The following is a 23,900-nucleotide window of genomic DNA, read 5'->3' as shown; positions in this document are numbered from 1 at the left end:
CCAGGACACGCAGGGATTTACCCAAAGGGCATTTGTCATCGGCTTCGCTCCGCCAAAGCCCCCCAAAGGGGCCGCCCCCGACATCGACGAATCATCCCATAAAGCCAGCCATTTGGCCACCCATGTAAGTCGTGGATCGGCGCATGGGACAGGCCCATGCGGTAAGTCGGACGCACGCCCAAAGCGGGCGTAAGTGTAATGCACCGTACGCACGGGTGCTGCGCGGCTTTTATGTCTCCATATCATGGGCTTATGACTGTGGTCCATGGACCCCAAAATTCCAGATTTGCGCCATACACGAACTACGGGAAGCAAATGGTGCTCGATAAGGCACTGATATACATCGGCGAATTCTGTCCTACGCGCACCATAGGCCTCGTTTACCTGTACGCCGCCAGCGAGGGCATGGTCGGGTGGTTGCAGGCAAGTCTTGGCAGGCGTATAAAGAACCTGCTTACGACCTCGGGCAGAAGCTCTGTTTAAAGGAGATTTCTGCAATGACAGTCCTATCCCTTCGTATCGATGATGCGCTTTACGAGGCGCTGAGCCGCCTTGCCTATGGCGCCAACCTTCCGCTCTCGGTCTTCTGCCGCAATGTGCTGACACGGGCCGCCGATCCGCAAAGCCGCTATATCTATTCCTCGCAGGACGAGATCCTTGCGACCTCGATCCAGATGCTGGCGATCCTTGGCACCTATGTCGGCCAGCAATCCCCAAAGGCGCTCGAAGGCGGCATGAAGGAAGCGCGGGCCATGCTTGTCGAGCGGGGCATGATGTCTGAGGAGGGTGGGGAATGAGCAAGGCCGCACCCTCCGTCACCCCGGCGCGGAAACGGCTTTTGCCGCGCCTCGTTCTCATGGTATTTTCGGACTGTGGCGGGCAGACCATCGCAAGGATGGAAATGCCCAAATGAAGAAACGCATCCCACTCAATCAGCCCCAGACGGCCTCGACAGTCGCCGCGCCCATGCAGCCCAGACCGCTCGCTCTGCGCATCCCTGAGGTCCAGCGCATGACCGGTCTTGGACGCACCAAGCTCTATGCGCTTATCGCCGATGGCGAACTGGCCACGATCAAGATCGGCAGGGCAACGCTGGTCCCGCTGGCCAGTCTTGAAGCCCTGCTTGAGCGTGGCCAGCAGCACCGCTCCTAACCGTGCTTCTGTTCCGGAAAGGACAGAATTGCGGCCCCGTCACGCAGCGCGTCGAGATAGTCGGACCACCATTGCGCCATCTCGACGCGCTCTTTCCAATGCGCCCCGCGATGATAGGCTGCGCGCACCTTGTCACTGTCGCCATGCGCTAGCGCCCGTTCAATCGCATCGGAGGTCCATTTGCCGGATTCGTTGAGCAGGGTGCTGGCCATCGCGCGGAAGCCGTGCGCGGTCATTTCGTCGCCCGTGTAACCCAAGCGGCGTAATCCCGCATTGACGGTGTTTTCGCTCATCGGGCGTTTGCGCGTGCGGATCGAGGGGAAGACATAGCCTGCCGGGCCAGTAAGCGGCATCAGTTCTTGGAACACCTCAACGGATTGCCGGGATAGCGGAATATGATGGGCTTTGCGCATCTTCATTTTTTCCGCAGGGATTGTCCACAAGCCCGCATCAAGATCAATGTCTGCCCATTCGGCGTGCCTCAATTCGCCGGGGCGTACGAAAACATGGGCGGAAAGGCGCATGGCGATCTTCGTGGTGCCCATGCCTTCGTAGGTTTCAATTGCACGGAGCAATTCTCCTGCCGCTTTTGGATCCGTGATAGCGCCGTAATGCTTTGACCGTGGGGCAGTCAGGGCGCCGCGCAGGTCGCGACTTGGATCAGACACGAGCCGAGCCGTGGCGATCGCGTAACGGAAGACACGCCCCGCTAGTTGCAGCACGCGGCGCGATGTTTCGTAATTTCCTTTGGTTTCGATACGACGCAGAACCGCCAGCAGATCGGGCGCAGTGATTTCTGATACGGGCATCCGGGCAATCTGGCTGCCCATGCGCGACATGTAATATTCGCTCTTATCGGCGGTGGATTCCGACATTCCTTCACGGCGGCGCTTGTTGATGAACTCTTGTGCAATTTCGCCAAAGGTGTTTGCCGCGGAGACCTTTGCTCTGAGCTTGATCTTCTGCTTTTCTCTTGCGGGATCGGTGCCGCTTGCAAGGGATTCCTTTGCCTTGTCCCGCTCTTTGCGGGCGATGGCCAGCTTAACCTGAGGCCACCCGCCGAACGAAAGTAGCTTTTCCTTGCCGCTAACGCGAAATTTCATGCGCCACAATTTTCCGCCCGCCGGAGTGACGAACAGATAAAGGCCACCTGAATCACTGAGTTTGTAAGCCTTATCCTTTGGCTTGGCATTTCGCACTGCGGTTTCTGTCAGCGCCATACCCCGGACGCTCCTCATGACCTTGGGGGTATCGAATTTTCGGGGTAGCGTACCACCCCACTTCATACCCCCATTTCGGGATGGCTGTCAGCGAACCCATGCGGACGCAGACGACCGGCTCATGAGAAAATATAGCAGATTTCCGGGGCTTATAAAGCCCTGAGCGACCTTCGGCGGTCAAGGAAATGGTGGGCGATGACGGGCTCGAACCGCCGACCCTCTCGGTGTAAACGAGATGCTCTACCAACTGAGCTAATCGCCCCAATCACGGGAAGGGCGCGGTTAGGCGGTTTTTCGCGGGGCGTCAACAGGGTAGGGATGAATTTGGCCTTTTCCCGCTCAATGCGCGGCGGCCTGCGGCCCGGCGCGGCGCAATTCGGGGAAATTTGCGGCCGGGCGTGCGCGGGAAAAGAGATAGCCCTGCGCCTGATCGCAGCCTTCGGCCAGCAGCACGCGCATCTGATGCTCGTTTTCCACCCCTTCGGCGGTGGTGGTCATGCCCATGGCGCGGGCCAGCGCGATCACCGCGCGCACGATAGGCAAGGTCTCGTCGCTTTCCCCCAGACCTTTGAGGAAACAGCGGTCGATCTTGATCTTGTCGAAGGGAAAGGCGCGCAGATAATTGAGCGAGGAATAGCCGGTGCCGAAATCATCGAGCGCCACCCGCACCCCGAGCCCGCGCAATTTGTGCAGCAGCGCGCCGTGGACGGCGTTGTCCTTGAGCAGCACATTTTCGGTGATTTCCAGTTCGAGCCGATCGGGCGCGACGCCATTTTCGGCAATCGCCTGCATCACGGTGGAAATCAGCCCGGTGCTGCGCAATTGCGCGGGCGAGAGGTTGACCGCCACGCGCAGATATTCGGGCCATTGCGCCATTTCCTCACAGGCCCGGCGGATCACCCAATCGCCCAGCGGCACCACCAGCCCGGTTTCCTCGGCCAACGGGATGAACAGATCGGGCATGACCATCCCGCGCGTGGGATGGCGCCAGCGCACCAGTGCCTCATAGGCCACGGTCCGGCGCGTGGGCACATCGATCAGCGGCTGATAATGCAGCTCGAACTGGCCTTCGCTCAGGCCCACCCGCATGTCCATTTCCAGCTCGCGCCTGGCGGCGGCGGCCTCGTCCATGCCCGGTTCGAAATGCGAGAACACGCCCCGCCCGCGCCCCTTGGCAACATAGAGCGCCAGATCGGCCTGTTTCATCAGCGTGGCGGCCTCGGTCCTGTTGTCGCGGCTCACCGCAATGCCGATGCTGGTCGAGGTGAGAACCTGTCCCTCGTCGATCATGCAGGGCTGGCGCACCGCTTCGATGATATGGGCGGCGGTTCGCTCGGCCACATGGTCGATGCGCCGCCCCTGCATCAGGATGGCAAATTCATCGCCCCCCAGCCGCGCCACCAGATCGCTCTTGCGTACCGCGCATTCGATGCGCCGCGCCACTTCGCACAGCAATTTGTCGCCCACCGGATGGCCCAGCGTGTCATTGACCGATTTGAACCGGTCGAGATCGAGATAAAGCACCGCAATCTCGTCATCCTGCGCCCGCCGCCGCAGCAGCGCGCCCGCCAGCGTTTCGTTGAACAGGAAGCGATTGGCCAGATTGGTGAGGCCATCGTAATGGGCCATGTGGCTGACGCGGGCCTCGGCGCGCTTTTGCGCGGTGACATCGCGGGCCACGCCGCGCATCCCGTCCTGCCATGGCTGGGCCGAAAGGGTCCACCAATGCGGCGATCCGTCCAGCGTCAGCGGCAGGGTAATGTCGCGAAAAGGCGTGCGCAGTGCCAGATGTTCGATCAGCCGTTCGGTTTCGGGGCAGGGGTCGAACAGGCCGGACAGGGGCGCGCCATCAAGCAATTGCCACGCGCGGCGGGCTGCATCGCCAAAGCGCGGGCTGGGGTCCTGAATGCGCCCTTCGCCGTCCACTTTCCACAGCCAGTCGGCCGATTGCGCCTCGAAATCATTGAGCAGCAATTGCACCGTCGCCCCGGTTTCGCGCAGCGCCTCGCGCGCATGAAAGGCTCTGGCAAATTCGCGCTGGCTTTGAAACGCGCCGCGCGACAGGATCAGCAGATAGGAGGCGCAAAACAGCGCTCCTACCCAGACCTGCGCGCCGGGAAACAGCGCCCATGCGATGATCGTGCCGACGCAGATCGGCGCCATGAACAGCACCGCCGCCAGCGCCATGGTCGAATAGGTCAGCACCGAGGCGCCCAGCATCCCGCCCGACAGAATGGCGATGACGATGAACTGGCGCGTATTGGCAATGCTGGCCCCGGCCGCGATCCCCGCGCCCCAGAGCAGCCCGTTGGCCAGCGCTGTGGCATGGATATGCCAAAGATCGCGCCGCACATCGATGGTGGCCCATCTCGCCCGTTTGCGCCGCAGCGCCAGTTCGAGCCGCGCTCCCGCCACCGCAAAGATGCAGGCCAGCCACGCCAGAACCATGGCCGGATCGGGCGAGGACAGCATCGTCAGGGCCACCGCCACCGCATTGACCGTTCCGCCCGCAGCCCCCGTTACCGCGCGGCGCAGATTGTCCTCGATACGCTCGGTCAGCAATTGGCGGGCGGTATCCCCCGTCTGTTGAGGCAAAGGGTTGAACATTTGCGCCGTGCCGGGAACATCCTGAAGTTAAGGCAGTATAGGCCTGGAGGCCCTGTTTGGCCAACAAGTCAAAAACCCAATGACTACGGATGTTTATCAGCGGTTGGTTAATTTTGGCTCCGCTCTCCCATCGGGATTGCCCCTATTGCGGCGCGGGTCAGGCCGCCCGGTCGGCAGGGGCGATGCGGCCGCCATACTTTTCGGCACGGCCATCGGCCGAACCGTCGCGCAACTTGTTGCGGCGTTCGAAACTGAACTGGCCCACGATGCCTGCCATGCCGGCGGCCTGATCGGACAGGCCGCGCGCCGCCGCGTTCGATTCCTCGACCATGGCCGCGTTCTGCTGGGTGTTGAGGTCGATCTGCTGCAACTGGGCGTTGAGCGCGACCATGCTTTCCGATTGCTGTTCGGAAAAGCTGGCGATGTCGCCCGCCTTGCTGCTGGTGTCGTCCAGCCGACTGATGATCAGGTTGAGCGCATCGCGCATCTGTTCGACCAGATCGGCGCCATGCTGCACATCCTCATTCGATGTGACGATCAGGCTCTTGATGTTCTTGGCTGATTCGGTGGTGCGATGGGCCAGCGCGCGCACCTCGCTGGCCACCACGGCAAAGCCTTTGCCCGCTTCGCCCGCGCGTGCCGCCTCGACGCCCGCGTTCAGCGCGAGCAGGTTGGTCTGAAACGCAATGCCGTCGATCACATCGACGATCTGGGCGATCTGGGTGGCTGAATCCTTGATCTTTTCCATCGCCACAACGGTCGAATCCATGATCCGCCCGCCCTTGCTGGCATGGCCCGACACTTCGGCCACCGAACCATCGACATCGCGCGCATTGCCCGCCGTGGTGGCAATCGCCACGGTCACATCGCGCATCACCTCGGAAATATGCGCGACCGAGACCGCCTGCTGCTCGGTACGGTTGGCAAGGTCGTTGGCCGCGCAGCTGATTTCATGCGCGCCCGATTTCACCCCATGAGCCGCATCGGTCATCTGGGTCACCAGATTGCTGATCTGATGGCGCATATTGTGGAAATCGGCGGCCAGTTGCCGATAGGCGGGCGGCACATCGCCCAGTTGCGCGCGCAGATTGCCCGCCGCCACTTCGCCCATCGCCTTGCTCATGGCCGTGATGATATCGTTGCGCTGGGTTGCCTCGGCGTCGAAATAGGCGCCAAGCGCCGCCTCCATATCGAACAGCGCGGTCTTGACCAGCGTCGCGACGGCCTTGGCCTGTTTGCGCCTTTGCCACGGCAGGGTAAAGCCCTTGAGCGTGCTTTCGATGATGGTTTCCAGCACCAGCGCATAGCCGCTGATATAAAGATCCGCCTCCAGCCCGACTCGGGCATGGATGTTGCCGATCTTGGTGGCGCGGGCCACGGCGGCCTCGTCAAAGGATGAGCCGAACAGCGAGAGCCAGTGCTGCAACTGGGCGCTGGAGGCCCTGTCGCGTTGTTCCTGGGTGGGAATGATTTTGGAGGCGACCGGATGGGCCGCGATGGCGGCATAGAGCCTTTCGAGCGCGCGCGGGGCATGGCGCGCCACCATCGCCCGGATGGTGGGAAACACGCGCAGATTGGAGGAATCGATCGACGTTACTGTTTCGCGGCGTGCGCGCTTGGTCGTTGGAATGCCCGGCATTGATTCGATTCCCTCTGCCCTGAGGTCAAATGTATAAAATCGAATCCTGTTCTAGGTGGGCTTGGTTAAATAGGGGGCAAGCGGCAGGACGGGGAAATACCGGATGCCCCCGTTTGGCTTATTGTTCGGCCAGAAGCGCCGCCGCTTCGGCCCCGGCCCAGTCTTTGCCGCCATTGATCCGCCACACTTCGCGCCCCTGCGCATCGTAATAGATGGATGCGGGCAGCGTGCCGACCTGCCACTGGGTCGCCGCCGTGCCTTCGGGGTCCAGCCATGGTTCAAGAGCATCGCCCCCGCGCGCCTTGAGGAAGGCGGCGACCTTGGCCTTGGCGCTTTCGCTGTCCTGCGAAACGGTCAGCACGCGGATCTTGCCGCCTGCGGCCAGTTTGTTCAGCGCGGGCAATTCCGCGATGCAGGGCCCGCACCATGTCGCCCACAGGTTGATCAGCAGGGGCTTGCCCTTGAGGCTGGCGGTGTTGATCTCCTTGCCGGCGGCGTCCTTGAAGGTCAGCGTGGGCAATTGGGCGCCCTTGTGGCTGCGGTCGAGCGCGGCACCTTCGGCATTGGGGGCAGCTGGGGAGGGCTTTGATGCGCTTGCTTCTGGCGGTTGCTTATCGCCGCCGCTTTGCCTATCGCAACCCGCGATTCCGGCCGCGATTCCGGCCACCATCAGGCCACTACCGGCAAGTTTGAGGATTTTGCGCGTGAGCGAAGGTGACAACAAGGCAGGCTCCAATCAGATGTGGGGGGGGCGCTTTGCCGAAGGGCCCAGCGCCATCATGCGTGAGATTAACGCCTCGATCCCCTTCGACAAGGCCCTTTGGCGGCAGGACATTCGCGCGTCCAAGGCCCATGTCGCCATGCTGGGCGCGCAAGGGATCGTAAGCGCCGATGACGCCGCCACGATCAGCGCCGGTCTGGATCAGGTCGCGGGCGAATATGAAGTGAGCGGCGTTCCCGAAAACTGGGACCTCGAAGACATTCACATGACCACCGAGAGTCGCCTTGCCGAGCTGGTCGGCCCGGCGGCGGGGCGCCTGCACACAGCCCGCAGCCGCAACGATCAGGTGGCCACCGATTTCCGCCTGTGGGTGCGCGATGCTGTGGACGAGGCGCTGGCGGGTCTGGATGCTTTGCAACGCGCGCTGGTGGCCCGCGCGGGCGAGCATGCCCACTCGATCATGCCGGGCTTTACCCATCTTCAGACCGCCCAGCCGGTGACGCTTGGCCATCACCTGATGGCTTACTATGAAATGGCCGCCCGCGATGTCTCGCGCTTTGCCGACGCCCGCGCGCGCATGAACCAGTCGCCGCTGGGCGCCGCCGCGCTGGCCGGGACCGGGTTCCCCATCGACCGTTTCGCCACGGCCGCCGCGCTCGATTTTGCGCGCCCCACCGATAACAGCCTCGATTCGGTGTCGGACCGCGATTTTGCGCTCGATTACCTGATGTCGGCGGCCCAATGCGCGTTGCACCTCTCGCGTCTGGCCGAGGAATTCATCATCTGGGCCTCGCAGCCCTTCGGCTTTGTTCGTCTGCCCGACAGCCTCTCGACCGGTTCGTCGATCATGCCGCAAAAGAAGAACCCCGATGCCGCCGAACTGGTGCGGGGCCATGCCGGGCGCATCATCGGCTCGCTCACCAGCCTGATGATCACGATGAAGGGCCTGCCGCTGGCCTATTCCAAGGATATGCAGGACGACAAGCCGCCGGTGTTCGAAGCCGCCGGTTTGCTGACCCTGTGTCTGGCCGCGATGACGGGCATGGTGGAAAGCACGACTTTCCGCACCGACCGTATGCGTCAGGCCGCCGAGCTGGGCTATGCCACGGCCACCGATCTGGCCGACTGGCTGGTCCGGCAAGCCAATATCCCCTTCCGCGAGGCCCATCACATCACGGGCGCGGCGGTCAAGCTGGCCGAAAGCAAAGGTGTGGCGCTGGATCAGCTCTCGCTGGACGAGCTTCAGGCGATTGATCCGCGTATCACCGATGCGGTCTATCCCGCGCTTTCGGTTGAAGCTTCGGTGGCATCGCGCGCCAGCCATGGCGGCACCGCCCCGTCTCAGGTAGAACAACGTGTGGCGCAGGCTCGCGCCGCGCTTGGTATGGAGTAACGCCCCTATGCGTGCTGCACTTTTCCCGATGGTTGCGCTGCTGGCGCTGGCGGGCTGCGGCACGCAGGGCGAGCTTAAACCGGCGCCGGGGCATCAATTGCCCCAGCCGCCCATTGGCCGCAAAGACAAGCCGAGCGCGAATGAATTGCTCAGCCAGTCGTCGCAGGCCCGTCCCAGCCGCAATGTGGAGCTGCATACGCGCTCTGAACCGCGCACGGACGATGCCTTCGACCTGCCCCCCCAAGATTAAGCCGGAGGGCGCCATGCCCTGCCGCAGGATTTGAGAACATATGGATCATTTTCATTACGTTGACGGCGTTCTTCATGCCGAAGACACCGCCATTTCCGCCATTGCCCGCGCCGTGGGCACGCCGGTATACATCTATTCGGCCGCCACGCTGACCCGCCATGCGCGCGTGTTCCGCGAGGCTTTGTCGATCCTGCCCTCGACGCATATCGCCTTTGCGGTCAAGTCGAACCCCAATCTGGCGGTGTTGAAGCTGCTGGCGCGCGAAGGTTACGGCGCGGACGTGGTCTCGGCGGGCGAGATGGATCGCGCGCTGGCCGCAGGTATCCCGGCCGAGGGCGTGGTCTTTTCCGGCGTCGGCAAGACGGCGGATGAGCTGACCCGCGCGGTTAAGGCCGGCATTGGCCAGTTCAACATTGAGAGCGAGGAAGAAGGCGTCGAACTGGCCGCGATTGCCGCTTCGCTCGGGCTGGTGGCCCATGCCGCGCTCCGCGTGAACCCGGATGTGGACGCGGGCACCCATGCCAAGATTTCCACCGGCATGGCGGAAAACAAGTTCGGCGTGGCCTATGACCGTGCCGCCGGGATCTATGCGCGCCTTTCCGCGCTGCCGGGTATCCAGATGCGTGGCCTTGCGGTCCATATCGGCAGCCAGCTCTCCAAGCTCGACCCGCTCGAAGCCGCCTTTGCCAAGATGGGCGAGCTGATGCGCTCGATCCGCGCGCAGGGGCTGAGCATCACACATATGGATCTGGGCGGCGGCATCGGCGTGCCTTACAAGGCGGATGAGGTGTTCCCCTCTCCGGCCGAATATGCCGCGATGGTGGCGCGCGTCACCGCCGACTGGGGCGTGACGCTGATGTTCGAACCGGGCCGCGTGATCGCGGGCAATTCGGGCGTGCTGGTGACCGAAGTCGTGCGCGTCAAGGAAGGCGTGACCACGCCCTTCGTCATCGTCGATGCGGCCATGAACGACCTTGCCCGCCCGGCGCTCTACGGCTCGTGGCACGATTTTCTGGCGGTTGAGCCCAATGGTGAAAAGTTCACCGCCAATATTGTCGGCCCGATCTGCGAATCCAGCGACACATTCGCCATGGGCCGTGAGATCGACGTGGTGAAGGCCGGTGACCTTGCCGTGTTCCGCACTGCCGGGGCCTATGGCGCGACCATGGCCAACACCTATAACAGCCGCGCGCTGGTGCCCGAGGTGATGGTGAACGGGGATCAGTGGGCGGTTGTTGCCAACCGGATCGATCCGGCGGCTATTCTGGCGGCGGAGCAGGTGCCGGATTGGTTGGCGGATTAAGGTTTTTGCCTCCGGCGGGCAAAGGGACTTGTCCCTTTGCAATCCCATTAATGGGGATGGTTTGACGCCGAGGTGAGTGGTGATTTTTAAAGCCTGCGGCGCTTACGAAAAGGCGCCGCGGGCTTTATCATTTCTCACATTGCATTCGCCATCCATTGGCTGAACCCCTTGCGCAACGCAGACAGTAAAGGGAGCGCGAGGGTCTAGACCCTCGCATCTTAAATCCTTCCCTTTATAACCCCCGGAATGATCGACACACTCCCCCTCTTTCACCGCATCAAGGGCCAACCCGTCATCGTTCTGGGCGAGGGCGATGCGGCTGACGCCAAATCCCGCCTTGTCCTGCGCGCAGGGGGCCATGTGATCGCCGATGCCGCCAAGGGCATCGCCCAAAGCGCAAGGCTGGCCTTCGTCGCCTACGAAGACCGCGCAGCGGCTGCGGACGAGGCCGAAAAGCTGCGCGGCGCGGGCCTGCTGGTCAATGTCGTCGATCAGCCCGACCTTTGCGATTTCACCACGCCCTCGATCCTCGACCGTTCGCCCGTGCTGATCGCGGTAGGCACGGGGGGCGTCTCGGCGGGGCTGGCCAAGCAATTGCGGCTCAGGCTGGAGGCGCTGCTGCCCGAGGGGCTGGGCGCGCTGGCGCAGGCGCTGGGCGCGGCGCGGACCATGCTGCGCAGGCGGTTTCCCGATGCGGCCGACCGCCGCCGCGCGCTCGACGTGGCGCTGGGGCAGGGAGGGATGCTCGACCCGCTCGACGATAGCAGCGCGGGCCGGGTGGATGCGTTCCTCGCAGGCGCCACTCTGCCTGACGAGACGCTGGCCGAAATCGTGCTGACCTCGCTCGACCCCGATGACCTCACGCTGCGTCAGGCCCGCTGGCTGGGCGGGGCCGATGGGATCGCTGTTGAGGAAGGCGTGCCCGATGCCGTGCTGGCGCGGGCGCGGGCCGATGCGATCCGCGTGAAAATCGCGCGGGGGCAGGGGTTTGAGGCGCCCGGCGGGGTGTGGGTTGTGGTGAGGAGGTAGGAAGCAGGTTTGCCTCCGGCGGGCAAAGGGACTTGTCCCTTTGCAATCCCATTAATGGGGTGCGGATTGCAGCCGAGGTGTTTTGGGCGATATTATAAAGCCTGCGGCGCCACTTAAAACGCGCCGCAGGCTTTCATATGTCTAACGTCACGTCTGACACGTGACGCCGAACCCATGGCGCAACGCAGACAGTATTGGGAGCGCGAGGGTCTAGACCCTCGCATCTTACCCTACCTTCTTCACCACCGCATCCCGCCCGCCATCGCATCGCAAGCCGCCTGCAGGATCACCGCCGCCGCCGCACTGTCGATGCGGACCTTGCGCTTGGCGCGGCTCATGTCCTGCTCGATCAACCCGCGCTCGGCGCTGGTGGTGGACCAGCGCTCGTCCCACAGCAGGATGGGCAGGCCCAGCACGGCGAGGTTCTTGGCATAGGCGCGGGCCGATTGCGCGCGCGGGCCCGATGTGCCGTCCATGTTCAGCGGCAGGCCGATGACGATGCCCTTGATCCCGCGCTCCTCGATCAGGGCGGCGATGGCCAGTTTGTCCACGCTGAATTTGCCGCGCGCGATGGTTTTGCCGGGCGATGCGATGCGCCATTCGGGATCGGCAAAGGCGGTGCCGATGGTCTGCGTGCCCAGGTCGAGGCCGATCAGGCCCCCGCCATCGGGCAGCGCATCGCGCATATCCAGCGCGGAAAGGGTAATCAGCTCAGCCATTGACGCCACCAGCCTGCGGTTTGTTCGGTTTGCGCGTCGGGCGCCTTGCGGGCGGCCCTTGCGGGAGGCGCCCCATGCCATGCTTTGACCCGCCGCGCCACATCCGCGCGCAAGGCGCTCCAGAACAGGGGGATGTCATAGACGTGGAAATTGTTGCCCGGCGCGACGAAGGGGCCGAGCTGGGGCGCGGGGCCGATCATCAGAAAGCCGTCCGGCGCGCATCGCGCGGGCACGAGGCCGGGGATCACGCTGGCCCCGGTCAGCGCGCCATCGGGCACCAGCGTGCCGGGATTGGCCTGCGCGGGAGAGGCGTCGCCGGGGCGGCCGGTGATGGGGTTGATGCAGAGGAACGGGCTGTCGCCTCGCGCTGCGCCATCAAGGCCGGGAAAGCGGGCATAGGCCTCGCGCACCATGTCGGTTTCGGCCGGTTCGGCAAAGCTCTGCCATGAAATCACACATCCGGCCTGATCGGGGCCTTCGCAGGCGGGCAGGCCCATTTCGGGCAGGTCATGGTCGAGGCTGACCGGCCAGCCCACCGCGTAGGCCGCCGCCACCCGCGCGGCCAAAGGCTTGCCCGCGACGCGGTCCTGCATCAGATGCATCAGGTGAAACGCGCCCTGACTGTGTCCGGCGATCACGATGGGCAGGCGCGGATCGACCTGCGCAATAAATTCATCAAACGCGGCCAGCACATCGCCATAGGCCACATCCAGCGCCGCTCGCCCCGATGGCCGGTCAGTCAGAAACGCGCCCAGCGTCGCCTGCCGATAGCGCGGCGCCCAGACCTCGGCCGCGGCGCTGAAGGGCGTGGCAAGGCCGCGCAGCAGGATTTCGGTCCGTCCCGAAATCAGCGTTTCATCTATCGCCGAATTCCAGTGCAGCCGGTCGAAATGGCTGGTGGGATGGATGAAGAACACCGCCACGGGCAAAGTCGCCTCGCCCACCGGGGCGCCATTGGGGCGCCAGCGCGAAGGATCATTGGGCCCGCCCGCCCCGCGCGAATACCACATGGATGGATCGGCATAAGCATTGGCCGCCAAAGGCGGCGCGGCGGAAAACGGCACGACCGGAACAAAGGTGAATTGCGTCAATTCCTTGGCCCAATAGCGCAACGCACCCAGCGCACCGATCACAAGCACCACCAGTATTGCAACGCCATAGACAAACTTTCGCGCCAAGGGGGACTTACACCTGCTCTGTCACTTCGGCCCCATCATGCGCCATCGCGCCGCGCGCCGCCAGCCTTTCCAGCAAGACCTTGAGCATGGCCAGCATCGGATCGGCCAGCGCAAGACCCAGAATGCCGAACAGCGCCCCCATCATCAACTGCATCGCCAGCACCAGCGCGGGGGCCAGATCGGCGGTTTTCTTGGCCACCATGGGCACGACAATATTGCCGTCGATCCCTTGAACCACGATATAAACGCCGATGCAGTAAAGCCCCATGGACGTGCCGCCCGAAAAGCCCACCATCACCATCAACAGGCCAGACACCGGCGCGCCAATATTGGGCAGAAACGCCAGCACCCCGGTAATCAGCCCCAGCAGCGTCGCCATGGGCACGCCATAGGCCGAGAGCGCAAGGCCGATCGTTACCCCCTCGATCACCATGCCGACCAGCCGCCCGAAGAGCAGGCGCCGCATCGTATGGCCCATCTGGGTAAACATCTGTTCAAAGAACGGGCGACTTTCGCCCGGCAGCATCCATGCCAGACCGCGCTGATAGGGCTGGGGGTCGATGGCGAAATAGACGCCCAGCACGAGGATCAGAAACAGCGTGGCCATGCCGCCAAACAGCCCGCCCAGCACGCTGGGCAATTGCGCCGCGCCCGCGATGGCCTGTTCGGTAAAGGTCTGGATCGTGCTGCGGTTGAGCGTGATCAGCCGGTGGCGTTCGGCCCAGTGCAGGCCCTTTTGCGCCTGCGCCATCAGGATTTCGGGCAGGGCGGCGGCCTGAAGCGCGATTTGCGAACCGGCATAGGTGGCAAACCAGACGGCAAAGCCCACCGCCGCCGCCAGCACGATGGCCACGCGCCAGATGCGTGGGATCGGCAAGACCCGCCCCAGCAAACGCGCTCCGCCATCCAGCAGCGCGCCAAACACCATGCCGCCAAACACCACCATCAACGGTTGCGCCAGCACCACCAGCAACACCATCAACCCGGCAATACCCAGCCAGATCAGCGCCTTTTTTGCCTCATTGCGCACCATCGGGTCGCGAATATCGGTCGGGCCGGCACGGCGCTGGCGAGGGGTGGGGGGCTTGCGGGGTGTTTGGGCCATATTATTTGGGCTTGGCCGCCAGCGGCGGGCGCAGCGAGGTGCCCGCGCGGCCTGAACGCAGGCCCGTGAACCAGCTCAGCGGGTTCCAGCCTGCCGTGCCGTTGAACGAATGGGTGATGAATTCGGCGCGCCCGCCCACGTCGGACAAAGGCACCGGCCCGCCAAGCCCGCGTTCTTCGAGCGGCACGCGGCTGTCGGCGGAATGGTCGCGATTGTCGCCCATCACAAAGACGTGGCCCTCCGGCACGCGAATTTCGGCCATGTCGTCAAAGGGCTGCTCCATATGATCGAGGATCGTATAGGTCGCGCCATTGGGCAGGGTCTCGCGCCATGCGGGGATCGAGCAGACTTCCTGACCCGAAGGCTTGCGCTCCTTCAGGCCGATAAAGCCGGGGCCTTCGCAGGGGTAGGGGTCTTCATCGCCCCGTATCGCGTCGAGTGGGATTTCGGCGGGCGGTTCGACCGCCTGCGGCACCGGCTGACCATTCAGGATGATCTGGCCATGGCGCAGCGCGATGCGGTCGCCGGGGCGGGCCACCACGCGCTTGATATAGTCGTCGCCCGGCCGGTCGCGCGGGACCACGATCACCACATCGCCATAATCGGGCGTGCCGGGCCAGACGCGCCAGGAGCCACGCGGCAGGATGTGAAAGCTGGGCGAGGCCCAGTTCCAGCCGAAGGGATATTTCGACACCACCAGATGATCGCCCACCCACAGACCCGGCAGCATCGAGGCCGAGGGAATGTAAAAAGGCTTGGCCACGAAAGAGTGAAACGCCAGCACCGCCAGCAACATGCCGCCCAACCCGCGTACCTCGGCCAGCCAGTTGATGGGCTGCTTGGCGGCGTCATTGATCTTGGTATCGCTGGAGGCGGACATTGGGGAATCGTCTTTCAAAGAGGCAGGGTTTCGATGATGACCGTGGCGGATGCCCATGGCAAATCATCGGTAAGCGAGAGGTGGAGGCAGGATGTATGGCCCGGCGGGGTGATCGCGGCCAGACGATCAGCGGCCCCGCCATGGAGCACAATTGAGGGCGCGCCCAGATCGTTGCGCACCACCTCGATGTCGGTCAGGCCAAAGCCGCGCCCGATGCCGGTGCCCAGCGCCTTGGCGCAGGCTTCCTTGGCCGCCCAGCGTTTGGCCAGCGTGGCCGCGCGCATCGCCGGGCGCGAATCGGCCAAAGCGATTTCGGCAGGCGTAAAGCTGCGCGCCAGAAAGCGCGCCTCATGCCGTTCCAGCGCCGCCTCGATGCGGTCGATATTCACCAGATCTGTGCCAAGGCCCAGAATCATATTACCCCCGCGCCGCGTCCATCAGTTCGCGCATCCGCCGCACCGCGTTTTCAAGGCCCACGAACACCGCCTCGCCAATCAGATAATGGCCGATGTTGAGTTCGGCGATCTGGGGAATGGCGGCGACCGGCTGGACATTGTCATAGGTCAGGCCGTGGCCCGCATGAGGCTCGATCCCGTTGCGCGCGGCAAGGGCAACCATATCGGTCAGCCGTCGCAATTCGACCTCGCGCGCATCACCCTCGGCATGGGCATATTCGCCGGTGTGGAATTCCACCACCGGCGCGCCAAGGCGGATCGCGGCGTCAAGCTGTCGCACCTCGGGCGCGATGAACAGCGAGACGCGGATGCCCGCATCGGTCAAACGCTGAACGATGGGGGCAAGGCGGTTATGCTGTCCCGCCGCATCAAGGCCGCCCTCGGTCGTGCGCTCCTCGCGCCGCTCGGGCACGATGCAGGCGGCGTGCGGTTTGTGGCGCAGCGCGATGTCCAGCATCTCGTCCGTGGCGGCCATTTCCAGATTGAGCGGCAGGTTGGTGGCCGCCTGAATCCGCATCAGATCCTCGTCGCGGATATGGCGGCGATCCTCGCGCAGATGCGCGGTGATGCCGTCGCCGCCCACGGCCGCGACGATTTGCGCCGCGCGCACGGGATCAGGATGGGCGCCGCCCCGCGCGTTGCGGATCGTGGCCACATGGTCGATGTTGACGCCGAGACGCAGGCGCGCGGGGGTCAGCGCGTTCATTACGGCTTGGCCCGGCTGCCGGGCTTGACCGCAGGCGTGGCGGCCAGAGCGGCGGGCACTTCTTCAGGCGCATAGGTGGGGAAGTTGAGCGCGATCAGCGGATAGAAGGGCACGCCCAGATCCACCTTGCCCGCGCTGCGGTCGATCAGAGCCGCCGCCGCGATCACCTTGCCGCCCGCATCCTCGATGGCCTTGATCGCCTCGCGGCTGGACAGGCCCGTGGTCACCACGTCCTCGACCATCAGCACCTTGTCGCCCGGTTCGATGGAAAAGCCGCGGCGCAGTTCGAACGTGCCGGTGGGCCGTTCGACAAACATCGCGTCCACGCCCAAGGCGCGGCCCACTTCATGGCCGATGATCAATCCGCCCATCGCCGGGCTGATGACCTTCTGGATTTCCTTGCGCAGGTCGCGCGGCAATTTCTGGGCAATGCCAATCGCCAGACGGCTTGCCCGTTCCGGGTTCATCAGCACGCGGGCGCATTGCAGATAATGCGCGCTGTGGCGGCCAGAGGAGAGCAGGAAATGCCCTTCGAGCAGGGCATGGCTGGCGCGGAATTCGGCCAGCACCTCTTCTTCGGTCATGCTTTGTCTTGCCTTCGTCCAAAAAACTTGTGCGATTCCCGCAGGAGCGGCGCGCGCCCTGCTTCAAAATTACCCCTAGAGGCGCTTGTGGGCTGGGGCAAGCGCTGGTACACCCTGTTCCTAAGGGACAAAAGTCCCCATGCCTGTGGGACGCCGGACGAGGAGGGGGCTTTTCTTCCGAGCGGCGAAGAAGAAAGAACGTAGGCCATGATTTTGGGAGAAGTATCCGGGGCCTTCGGGCGCCGAACGTTGCGTCTTGCCTTGAAAACATTGCCGGGGCTGGCGCTGATTGCGGCGGGGGCGGTTCATGCTGCTGCCGATCGTCTGGCCGTGGCGCCGGGCGGCTATACCCCGATGAAGCCCACGCCCGGCAAGGGCATGCCGGTTGACGGCGGGCTGACCTTTCAAACCCAATATTCCCCCACCGGGCTTGAAGCCTTGTGGATGCACGATAATATCGTGATGACCGTGCTGATCGCGACTACGGCTTTCGTGCTGGGCCTGCTGATCTGGGTCATGATCCGCTATAATTCGCGCGCCAATCCGGTACCCAGCAAGACCAGCCACAACACGCTGCTCGAAGTGGTGTGGACCGGCATTCCGGTGCTGATCCTGCTGGTGGTCTTCGTGCCCTCGATGAAGCTGCTGGCCCATCAGTTCAAGACGCCGCCCAAGGAAGCGCTGACCATCAAGGCCATCGGCAACCAGTGGTACTGGACCTATGCCTATCCCGACAATGGCGAGTTCGAAGTGACCAGCAACATGCTGAGCCACGAAGAAGCGATCAAGCGCGGCGAGCCGCCGCAGCTGGCCGCCGACAACCGCATGGTGGTGCCGGTGGGCGAACCGATTCGCCTACAGACCACGGGCGCGGATGTGATCCACTCCTTTGCGGTCCCCTCGCTGTGGTTCAAGCTGGACGCGGTGCCGGGGCGGATCAACGAGAAGGTGCTCTTCGTCAAGGAACCGGGCGTCTATTATGGCCAGTGCAGCGAGCTTTGCGGCGCGCGTCACGGTTATATGCCGATCGTGGTCGAGGCTTTGCCCCGTCCCCAGTATAACGCATGGGTGATGACGCATGCCGGGGCCAAGATCGACGGCGCGCCCGAGGCGCCTGCTGCGGCCCCTGTCGCTGCCGCCGCCGCGCCTGCTGCCGAAGCCGCTTCGGGGACTGAGGTGGCTGCCGCCGCCTCGTCCGGCGAATAACTTTTACGCGAGGGTTTGAAGAACAATGGCTACCATCGCAGACGAATTTCACGCCCATTCCGATGGGCATGTGCATGATCACCACGATCATGATCACAAGCCGGGCTTTTTCGCCCGCTGGTTCATGTCGACCAACCACAAGGATATCGGCACGCTCTATCTGATCTTCGCCATCACGGCGGGGATCATCGGCGGCGCGATTTCCGGCATCATGCGCGCCGAACTGGCGCAGCCGGGTATTCAGTATCTGGGGTTCTTTGCCGATCTGCTGGGCACGAAAAATCCCAGTTTTGACCAGCAATTGCACCTGTGGAACGTGTTGATCACGGCCCATGGCCTGATCATGGTGTTCTTCATGGTTATGCCCGCGATCATCGGCGGCTTTGGCAACTGGTTTGTGCCGATCATGATCGGCGCGCCCGACATGGCCTTTCCGCGCATGAACAACATCTCGTTCTGGCTGACGGTGGCGGGTTTCTGCTCGCTGCTCTGCTCGGCCTTTGTGCCGGGCGGCACGGGCCAGGGCGCGGGGATCGGCTGGACGGCCTATGCGCCGCTCTCGACCTCGGGTTCGCAGGGGCCGGCGGTGGACTTCGCGATCTTCTCGCTGCACCTTGCCGGTGCGGGCTCGATCATGGGCGCGATCAATTTCATCACTACCATCTTCAACATGCGCGCGCCGGGCATGACCCTGCACAAGATGCCGCTGTTTGTCTGGTCGGTGCTGGTCACCGCGTTCCTGCTGCTGCTGGCGCTGCCGGTGCTGGCGGCTGCCATCACGATGCTGTTGACCGACCGCAATTTCCACACCACCTTCTTTGATGCCGCGGGCGGCGGCGATCCGGTGCTGTTCCAGCATCTGTTCTGGTTCTTCGGCCACCCCGAAGTTTACATCATGATCCTGCCCGGTTTCGGCATCATCAGCCAGATCGTCAGCACCTTCAGCCGCAAGCCGGTGTTCGGCTATCTGGGCATGGCCTATGCCATGGTGGCGATCGGCGTGGTGGGCTTTGTCGTGTGGGCGCACCACATGTACACCACCGGCCTGTCCGAAGATGTTAAGATGTATTTCACCACCGCCACGATGGTGATCGCGGTGCCTACCGGCATCAAGATCTTCTCGTGGATCGCGACGATGTGGGGCGGTTCGATCCGCTTTGCCTCGCCCATGGTCTGGGCCATCGGCTTCATCTTCCTGTTCACCGTGGGCGGCGTTACCGGCGTTGAACTGGCCAATGGCGGCTTGGACGACAATCTTCAGGACACCTATTACGTGGTGGGTCACTTCCACTATGTGCTCTCGCTGGGCGCGGTGACCTCGCTGTTTGCCGGTTTCTATTACTGGTTCCCCAAGATGAGCGGGCGCTGGCACTCAGAATTGTTGTCCTATCTGCATTTCGCGGTGTTCTTCGTCGGCGTGAACATGATCTTTTTCCCGATGCATTTCCTCGGGATGCAGGGCATGCCGCGCCGTTATCCTGACTTTACGCCTGCCTATGCCTATTGGAACCATATCGCCACGATCGGCTATATGGTGATGGCGGTGTCGATCGGCATCTGGCTGATCAACATCATCTATGCCTTCACCATGGGCAAAAAGGCCGAGGGCAATTACTGGGGCGAGGGCGCCACGACGCTGGAATGGACGCTGTCCAGCCCGCCGCCGTTCCACCAGTTCGAAACCGTGCCGGTGATCAAGGACGAAGATCACCATTAAGATCGATTGGGGCGTCCGAACTGGCTTCGGGCGCCTGCAATCCGGCCGCATCTGTCACTCGAAGGGACAGCCATGTCGCTTGTGCTCCCTTTACATCGCGGCGCAATGGCGCAAGGGGGAATGCCCATGAGCATCCCCCCTGCCAACAATGGCGCCACACCCGCCGCCCGTCAGCCTGCCGACTGGCGCGATTTCTTCGCCCTGACCAAGCCGCGCGTGATGACGCTGGTGATTTTCACCGGCCTTTGCGGATTGCTGGCGGCGCCGGGGCATATCAATCCGGTGATCGGATTCGCCACGATTTTGTGCATCGCGGTGGGCGCCGGCGGGGCTGCCGCGCTCAACCAGTGGTGGGAAGCCGATATTGACGCGGGGATGAAGCGCACCGCCAAGCGGCCCTTGCCCGCCGGGCGGATGGAGCGCGAATCGGCGCGCGATTTCGGCATGGCGCTGGCAGGTCTGTCGGTGCTGACCATGGGGTTGGCGGCGGGATGGCTTTGTGCGCTGATCCTTGCCGGTTCGATTGTTTATTATGCGCTGGTCTATACGGTCTGGCTGAAACCGCGCACGCCGCAGAATATTGTGATCGGCGGCGGGGCGGGGGCCTTTCCGCCGATGATCGGCTGGGTGGCGGTCACGGGCCATATCACATGGATGCCGGTGCTGCTGTTCATGATCATCTTCATGTGGACGCCGCCCCATTTTTGGGCGCTGGCGCTGTTTGTGAAGACTGATTACGCCAAGGTGGGCATTCCGATGATGCCGGTGGTGGCGGGGGAGAAATCCACCCGGCGCCAGATCTTTGCTTATTCGGTGCTGTTGCTGCCTTTGACGCTGCTGCCGGTGTTTCTGCCCAAGAGCGATGGCGGGCCGGGGTGGATTTACGGCGTGTCGGCGGGCGTGCTGTCCACGCTGTTCCTGTTGCTGGCGATCCGGGTTGGTTTCCGCGTGCGCCGCGACGAGGACGATTCCATGAAGCCGGAAAAGCAGCTTTTCGCTTTTTCGGTGCTTTATCTGTTCGCCCTGTTCGCCGCGCTGGTGGCGGATCGCTGGGTGCCGATCATCGGAGGATATTTGTGAGCGAGCCGATCAACATGGACGCAAGCAAGATGGAGGAGCGCAAGCGCATCATCGCCGGGCGCAACAAGGCGCTGGGTCTGGTGCTGCTGGGGCTGGTGGTGCTGTTCTTTGCCATCACCATTGCCAAGATGGGGCATTGATCCATGACCAGCCTGACCCCGCCCGCGCCGCAAAACCGCAACCGCCGCGTGGCGATGATCGCGGGGGCGGTGGCGCTGGGGATGGCTGGGCTGGGTTATGCCTCGGTGCCGCTCTATCGGATTTTCTGTCAGGCCACCGGCTTTGGCGGCACGCCGCAACGGGCCAGCGAGGCGCAGGCGGCGGGGGTGAAAATCGCAGCGGGGCGGACGATGTCGGTGCGTTTCGACGCCAATGTCGATCCGGGCATGCCGTGGCATTTCCGCCCGCGCCAGACCACGCAGACCGTGGCCATCGGCGCGCGCACGCTCGCCATTTTCGAAGCGCATAACACGTCGGACAAGCCGATCACCGGGGCGGCCAGTTTCAACGTCTCGCCCGATGAGGCGGCGCGCTATTTCACCAAGGTGGCCTGCTTCTGCTTTACCCAGCAGACGCTGCAACCGGGCCAAAGCGTGGCCATGCCGGTCAGCTATTACGTCGATCCCAAGATCCTTGAGGACAAGGACCTCAAATCTTTGGAGCAGATCACATTGAGTTACACATTCCACCGCGTGCCGGGGGCGTAAGTCCGGCGGGTATGGGTTAAGAAATCAGCGCTTTTCGCCTTGCAAATCATGCTGGACCGGGCGGCGCAGGAAAGATAGGTTCGAACACAACAATGCCCGGGGGGACAGAGGCCGCAACAGGCCCGCACCCATGGCAAAAAGGGGATGAATGCGATGGCCTCTGGCAAGACACATGACTACCATATCCTGCCGCCTGATCTGGTGCCTTTGACCACCACGATCGGGGCTTTCACCTTTACCACCGGCATGGTGTTCATGATGCACCCCGATACGTTCGGGGCGCTGGGCCATATCGTGCCTTGGGCAGGGCTGGCGCTGTTGCTGGCGGCCATGTTCACCTGGTTCAACAAGATCGTGAACGAGGCCCATGCGGGCGATCATACGCCGGTGGTGCAGCTGCATCAGCGCTATGGCATGATCCTGTTCATTGCCTCGGAAGTCATGTTCTTCGTCGGCTGGTTCTGGGCCTTCTTCGATTTCTCGCTGTTTCCCTCGACCATTTCCAAGGTGGTGGGCGGGCAATGGCCGCCCAAGGAACTCGAAGCTGTCCTTGACGCTTTCGACCTGCCGCTGCTCAACACGATGATCCTGCTGCTTTCGGGCACGACCGTGACATGGGCGCATCACAGCCTGATCCATGGCGACCGTTCGGGCCTGAAGAAGGGCCTGTGGCTGACCATCATCCTTGGCATCCTGTTCAGCAGCCTTCAGGCGTTTGAATATGCCCATGCGCCCTTCGCCTTTGGCAAGAACACCTATGGTTCGGCCTTCTACATGGCGACCGGCTTCCACGGCTTCCATGTGATCGTGGGCACGATCTTCCTCGCGGTCTGCCTTGCGCGCACCTATCGCGGCGATTTCACCCCGCGCCAGCATTTCGGCTTCGAGGCTGCCGCCTGGTATTGGCACTTCGTCGACGTGGTGTGGCTGTTCCTCTTCGTGTGCATCTACATCTGGGGCAATTGGGGCTTTGCGGTTGACTGATCAGACGCCGAATTCACCATCAGCAGGGCAGCCGGGAATCGTCTCGGCTGCCCTGTTCGGTTTGTGCCCGCGCTGCGGGGCCAAGGGTCTGTTTGCGGGCATCGCCCATTTTGCGCCGCGTTGTGAACAATGCGGGCTGGATTTTGGCGCGTTCAACGTGGGTGATGGCCCGGCGGCCTTTTTGACCTTTGGGGTGGGGGCGCTGGCGGCGGGTGTTGCGGCATGGCTGGCGCTGGATGTCGATCCGCCGGTGTGGGTCTATGTCGCGGTGCTGGTGCCGTTGGTGGTTGTGCCCACGCTCTATGGGCTGCGCGTGTCCAAGGCCGCGCTGATGACGGCGGAGTATCAGCGGCGGGCGAGTGAAGCAGGCGCAAAGGATGTCGATTCGCGATGAACTGGCGTAGATTGCCTGTGATCCCCACGCTGCTGGTGCTGGCGGCGGCTGGCTATATGGTCCACCTCGGCCTTTGGCAGCTTGACCGACTGGCGCAGAAAGAGGCCAAGATCGCCCGTTTTACGGCCGCGCAGGGGGACCGCAGCCCGGTCTCGATCGGCGAGGTGTGGCGGTATAAGGCATCGGATGTTCGCGATTTCCACCGCACCGAATTCTGGTGTCAGCAGGTGTTGCAGATCTCGGCCCAGTCGGGGCGCAATGCGGCGGGGCAGGCGGGGTGGGCGCATATCGCGCGATGCCTGACCGCGCCGGTCGATACGCAGGGGTTCCGCCCAACCGAGCCCCCTAAGGGCGTGCTGGCCGATGTTGTGCTGGGGTGGAGCAATAAGCCCGCGCCTGTGACATGGGCCGGCGGGCGGGTGCAGGGGCTGGTCGTGCCGGGGGGCGAATTTGCCCATCATGTCGTGGCCGATCCGGCGCTGGCCGGGCTGGCGGGGAATGCGACGCCTGATCCGCGTGATTTGCCCAATAACCATCTGTCCTATGCGGTGCAGTGGTTCCTTTTCGCGCTGACCGCTTTGGTGATTTATGGGGTGGCGGTTCGGAAAAGGGTTTTGGGGGCGGAAGAAGAAGGAGAATGATGCGAGGGACTAGTCCCTCGCGCTCCCGTTACTGTCTGCGTTGCGTCATGGGTTTGGCCGATGGGTGTAGGGCGCACCGTTAGTATTTGAAAGCCTGCGGCGCCATTCAGCGCGAGTTCGCTTTAATAGCCCCACCTGATAAGACCCCATGGCCGGGCAAGCGCACCCCCATAATGGGATTGCAAAGGGTCGAGACCCTTTGCCCGCCGGAGGCATCCCCCGACCTGCGC

25 protein-coding genes and 1 tRNA gene are annotated in these 23,900 nt (G+C 63.3%); 14 read left to right on the top strand and 12 right to left on the bottom strand.

Going from position 1 to position 23,900, the window contains the following annotated elements:
- Nucleotides 1-497 precede the first annotated feature (497 nt).
- Together GGR38_RS14775 and GGR38_RS14770 are read left to right on the top strand one after the other, a co-directional pair.
- Nucleotides 498-797, top strand: coding sequence for a CopG family transcriptional regulator (locus GGR38_RS14775; RefSeq protein WP_183626857.1), 300 nt, complete (start codon nt 498-500; stop codon nt 795-797).
- A gap of 112 nt (nt 798-909) precedes the next feature.
- Complete coding sequence (locus GGR38_RS14770; RefSeq protein WP_246404714.1) at nt 910-1,152, top strand: helix-turn-helix transcriptional regulator; 243 nt, start codon at nt 910-912, stop codon at nt 1,150-1,152.
- Here the strand turns inward: GGR38_RS14770 and GGR38_RS14765 are convergent.
- The 5 genes from GGR38_RS14765 to GGR38_RS14745 form a co-directional block, all read right to left on the bottom strand.
- Entirely contained in the window at nt 1,149-2,372 is a 1,224-nt protein-coding gene (locus GGR38_RS14765) for a tyrosine-type recombinase/integrase (RefSeq protein WP_183626855.1), read from the bottom strand. The two genes, GGR38_RS14770 and GGR38_RS14765, sit on opposite strands and share 4 nt — an antisense overlap.
- 186 nt (nt 2,373-2,558) lie before the next feature.
- Nucleotides 2,559-2,634: transfer RNA gene (locus GGR38_RS14760), tRNA-Val, on the bottom strand.
- A 77-nt stretch (nt 2,635-2,711) separates the two neighbouring features.
- Nucleotides 2,712-4,979: a putative bifunctional diguanylate cyclase/phosphodiesterase gene (locus tag GGR38_RS14755; RefSeq protein WP_183626853.1), complete on the bottom strand. Its 2,268-nt coding sequence runs from the start codon at nt 4,977-4,979 to the stop codon at nt 2,712-2,714.
- A gap of 157 nt (nt 4,980-5,136) precedes the next feature.
- A complete protein-coding gene (locus GGR38_RS14750) occupies nt 5,137-6,618 on the bottom strand; it encodes a methyl-accepting chemotaxis protein (RefSeq protein WP_183626851.1) in 1,482 nt (493 codons plus the stop codon).
- A gap of 118 nt (nt 6,619-6,736) precedes the next feature.
- The gene (locus GGR38_RS14745; RefSeq protein WP_183626849.1) at nt 6,737-7,138 is read right to left on the bottom strand and encodes a TlpA family protein disulfide reductase; all 402 of its coding nucleotides are present in this window, start codon (nt 7,136-7,138) and stop codon (nt 6,737-6,739) included.
- A 220-nt stretch (nt 7,139-7,358) separates the two neighbouring features.
- Between GGR38_RS14745 and argH the strand changes: the two genes are divergently transcribed.
- The 4 genes from argH (at nt 7,359) to GGR38_RS14725 (ending at nt 11,314) form a co-directional block, all read left to right on the top strand.
- Nucleotides 7,359-8,732 (top strand): argininosuccinate lyase, encoded by a 1,374-nt coding sequence (argH, locus tag GGR38_RS14740; protein WP_183627021.1) that lies wholly within the window; start codon nt 7,359-7,361, stop codon nt 8,730-8,732.
- A gap of 7 nt (nt 8,733-8,739) precedes the next feature.
- Nucleotides 8,740-8,982: a hypothetical protein gene (locus GGR38_RS14735; protein ID WP_183626847.1), complete on the top strand. Its 243-nt coding sequence runs from the start codon at nt 8,740-8,742 to the stop codon at nt 8,980-8,982.
- A 40-nt stretch (nt 8,983-9,022) separates the two neighbouring features.
- Nucleotides 9,023-10,285 carry a diaminopimelate decarboxylase gene (lysA, locus tag GGR38_RS14730; RefSeq protein ID WP_183626845.1) on the top strand — a complete coding sequence of 421 codons (1,263 nt, stop codon included), beginning with the start codon at nt 9,023-9,025 and terminating at the stop codon, nt 10,283-10,285.
- Between the two features lie 246 nt (nt 10,286-10,531).
- Nucleotides 10,532-11,314, top strand: coding sequence for a precorrin-2 dehydrogenase/sirohydrochlorin ferrochelatase family protein (locus GGR38_RS14725; RefSeq protein WP_183626843.1), 783 nt, complete (start codon nt 10,532-10,534; stop codon nt 11,312-11,314).
- A gap of 239 nt (nt 11,315-11,553) precedes the next feature.
- Here GGR38_RS14725 and ruvX read toward each other — a convergent pair whose 3' ends face one another.
- The 7 genes from ruvX to pyrE are packed head-to-tail and all read right to left on the bottom strand — an operon-like array spanning nt 11,554 to nt 16,941.
- Nucleotides 11,554-12,033 (bottom strand): Holliday junction resolvase RuvX, encoded by a 480-nt coding sequence (gene ruvX / locus GGR38_RS14720; protein ID WP_183626841.1) that lies wholly within the window; start codon nt 12,031-12,033, stop codon nt 11,554-11,556.
- A complete protein-coding gene (locus GGR38_RS14715; RefSeq protein WP_183626839.1) occupies nt 12,021-13,211 on the bottom strand; it encodes a DUF3089 domain-containing protein in 1,191 nt (396 codons plus the stop codon). Before GGR38_RS14715 ends, ruvX begins: the two co-directional genes overlap by 13 nt.
- A 7-nt stretch (nt 13,212-13,218) precedes the next feature.
- The gene (locus tag GGR38_RS14710; RefSeq protein ID WP_183626837.1) at nt 13,219-14,316 is read right to left on the bottom strand and encodes an AI-2E family transporter; all 1,098 of its coding nucleotides are present in this window, start codon (nt 14,314-14,316) and stop codon (nt 13,219-13,221) included.
- A 1-nt stretch (nt 14,317) separates the two neighbouring features.
- A complete protein-coding gene (gene lepB, locus GGR38_RS14705; RefSeq protein ID WP_183626835.1) occupies nt 14,318-15,196 on the bottom strand; it encodes a signal peptidase I in 879 nt (292 codons plus the stop codon).
- 14 nt (nt 15,197-15,210) lie between these two features.
- Nucleotides 15,211-15,612: a holo-ACP synthase gene (acpS, locus tag GGR38_RS14700; RefSeq protein WP_183626833.1), complete on the bottom strand. Its 402-nt coding sequence runs from the start codon at nt 15,610-15,612 to the stop codon at nt 15,211-15,213.
- Between the two features lies 1 nt (nt 15,613).
- Nucleotides 15,614-16,357: a pyridoxine 5'-phosphate synthase gene (locus tag GGR38_RS14695; protein ID WP_183626831.1), complete on the bottom strand. Its 744-nt coding sequence runs from the start codon at nt 16,355-16,357 to the stop codon at nt 15,614-15,616.
- On the bottom strand, nt 16,357-16,941 hold the full coding sequence (gene pyrE, locus GGR38_RS14690) for an orotate phosphoribosyltransferase (RefSeq protein WP_172341822.1): 585 nt from the start codon (nt 16,939-16,941) through the stop codon (nt 16,357-16,359). Before pyrE ends, GGR38_RS14695 begins: the two co-directional genes overlap by 1 nt.
- A 249-nt stretch (nt 16,942-17,190) precedes the next feature.
- Between pyrE and coxB the strand changes: the two genes are divergently transcribed.
- The 8 genes from coxB to GGR38_RS14650 all read left to right on the top strand — a co-directional run bounded on the left by coxB (nt 17,191) and on the right by GGR38_RS14650 (nt 23,670).
- Nucleotides 17,191-18,147, top strand: a complete 957-nt coding sequence (gene coxB / locus GGR38_RS14685; RefSeq protein ID WP_246404711.1) for a cytochrome c oxidase subunit II — start codon at nt 17,191-17,193, stop codon at nt 18,145-18,147.
- A gap of 25 nt (nt 18,148-18,172) precedes the next feature.
- Complete coding sequence (ctaD, locus tag GGR38_RS14680) at nt 18,173-19,864, top strand: cytochrome c oxidase subunit I (RefSeq protein WP_172341820.1); 1,692 nt, start codon at nt 18,173-18,175, stop codon at nt 19,862-19,864.
- Between the two features lie 126 nt (nt 19,865-19,990).
- Nucleotides 19,991-20,944 carry a heme o synthase gene (locus tag GGR38_RS14675; protein ID WP_183626827.1) on the top strand — a complete coding sequence of 318 codons (954 nt, stop codon included), beginning with the start codon at nt 19,991-19,993 and terminating at the stop codon, nt 20,942-20,944.
- Nucleotides 20,941-21,084 carry a hypothetical protein gene (locus tag GGR38_RS14670; protein ID WP_183627045.1) on the top strand — a complete coding sequence of 48 codons (144 nt, stop codon included), beginning with the start codon at nt 20,941-20,943 and terminating at the stop codon, nt 21,082-21,084. The genes GGR38_RS14675 and GGR38_RS14670 overlap by 4 nt, the downstream gene beginning before the upstream one ends.
- 3 nt (nt 21,085-21,087) lie before the next feature.
- Complete coding sequence (locus GGR38_RS14665) at nt 21,088-21,651, top strand: cytochrome c oxidase assembly protein (RefSeq protein WP_183626825.1); 564 nt, start codon at nt 21,088-21,090, stop codon at nt 21,649-21,651.
- 153 nt (nt 21,652-21,804) lie between these two features.
- Nucleotides 21,805-22,635, top strand: coding sequence for a cytochrome c oxidase subunit 3 (locus GGR38_RS14660; RefSeq protein WP_172341817.1), 831 nt, complete (start codon nt 21,805-21,807; stop codon nt 22,633-22,635).
- The gene (locus tag GGR38_RS14655) at nt 22,628-23,029 is read left to right on the top strand and encodes a DUF983 domain-containing protein (protein ID WP_183626823.1); all 402 of its coding nucleotides are present in this window, start codon (nt 22,628-22,630) and stop codon (nt 23,027-23,029) included. Before GGR38_RS14660 ends, GGR38_RS14655 begins: the two co-directional genes overlap by 8 nt.
- Nucleotides 23,026-23,670, top strand: a complete 645-nt coding sequence (locus tag GGR38_RS14650) for an SURF1 family cytochrome oxidase biogenesis protein (RefSeq protein WP_183626821.1) — start codon at nt 23,026-23,028, stop codon at nt 23,668-23,670. The genes GGR38_RS14655 and GGR38_RS14650 overlap by 4 nt, the downstream gene beginning before the upstream one ends.
- Nucleotides 23,671-23,900 lie beyond the last annotated feature (230 nt).

This window comes from Novosphingobium sediminicola (genome assembly GCF_014196525.1).
In the GTDB taxonomy this organism is placed as follows: Bacteria; Pseudomonadota; Alphaproteobacteria; order Sphingomonadales; family Sphingomonadaceae; genus Novosphingobium; species Novosphingobium sediminicola.
Note: the sequence above shows the minus strand (reverse complement) of the source record. Positions and strands in the feature narration are given on the sequence as shown.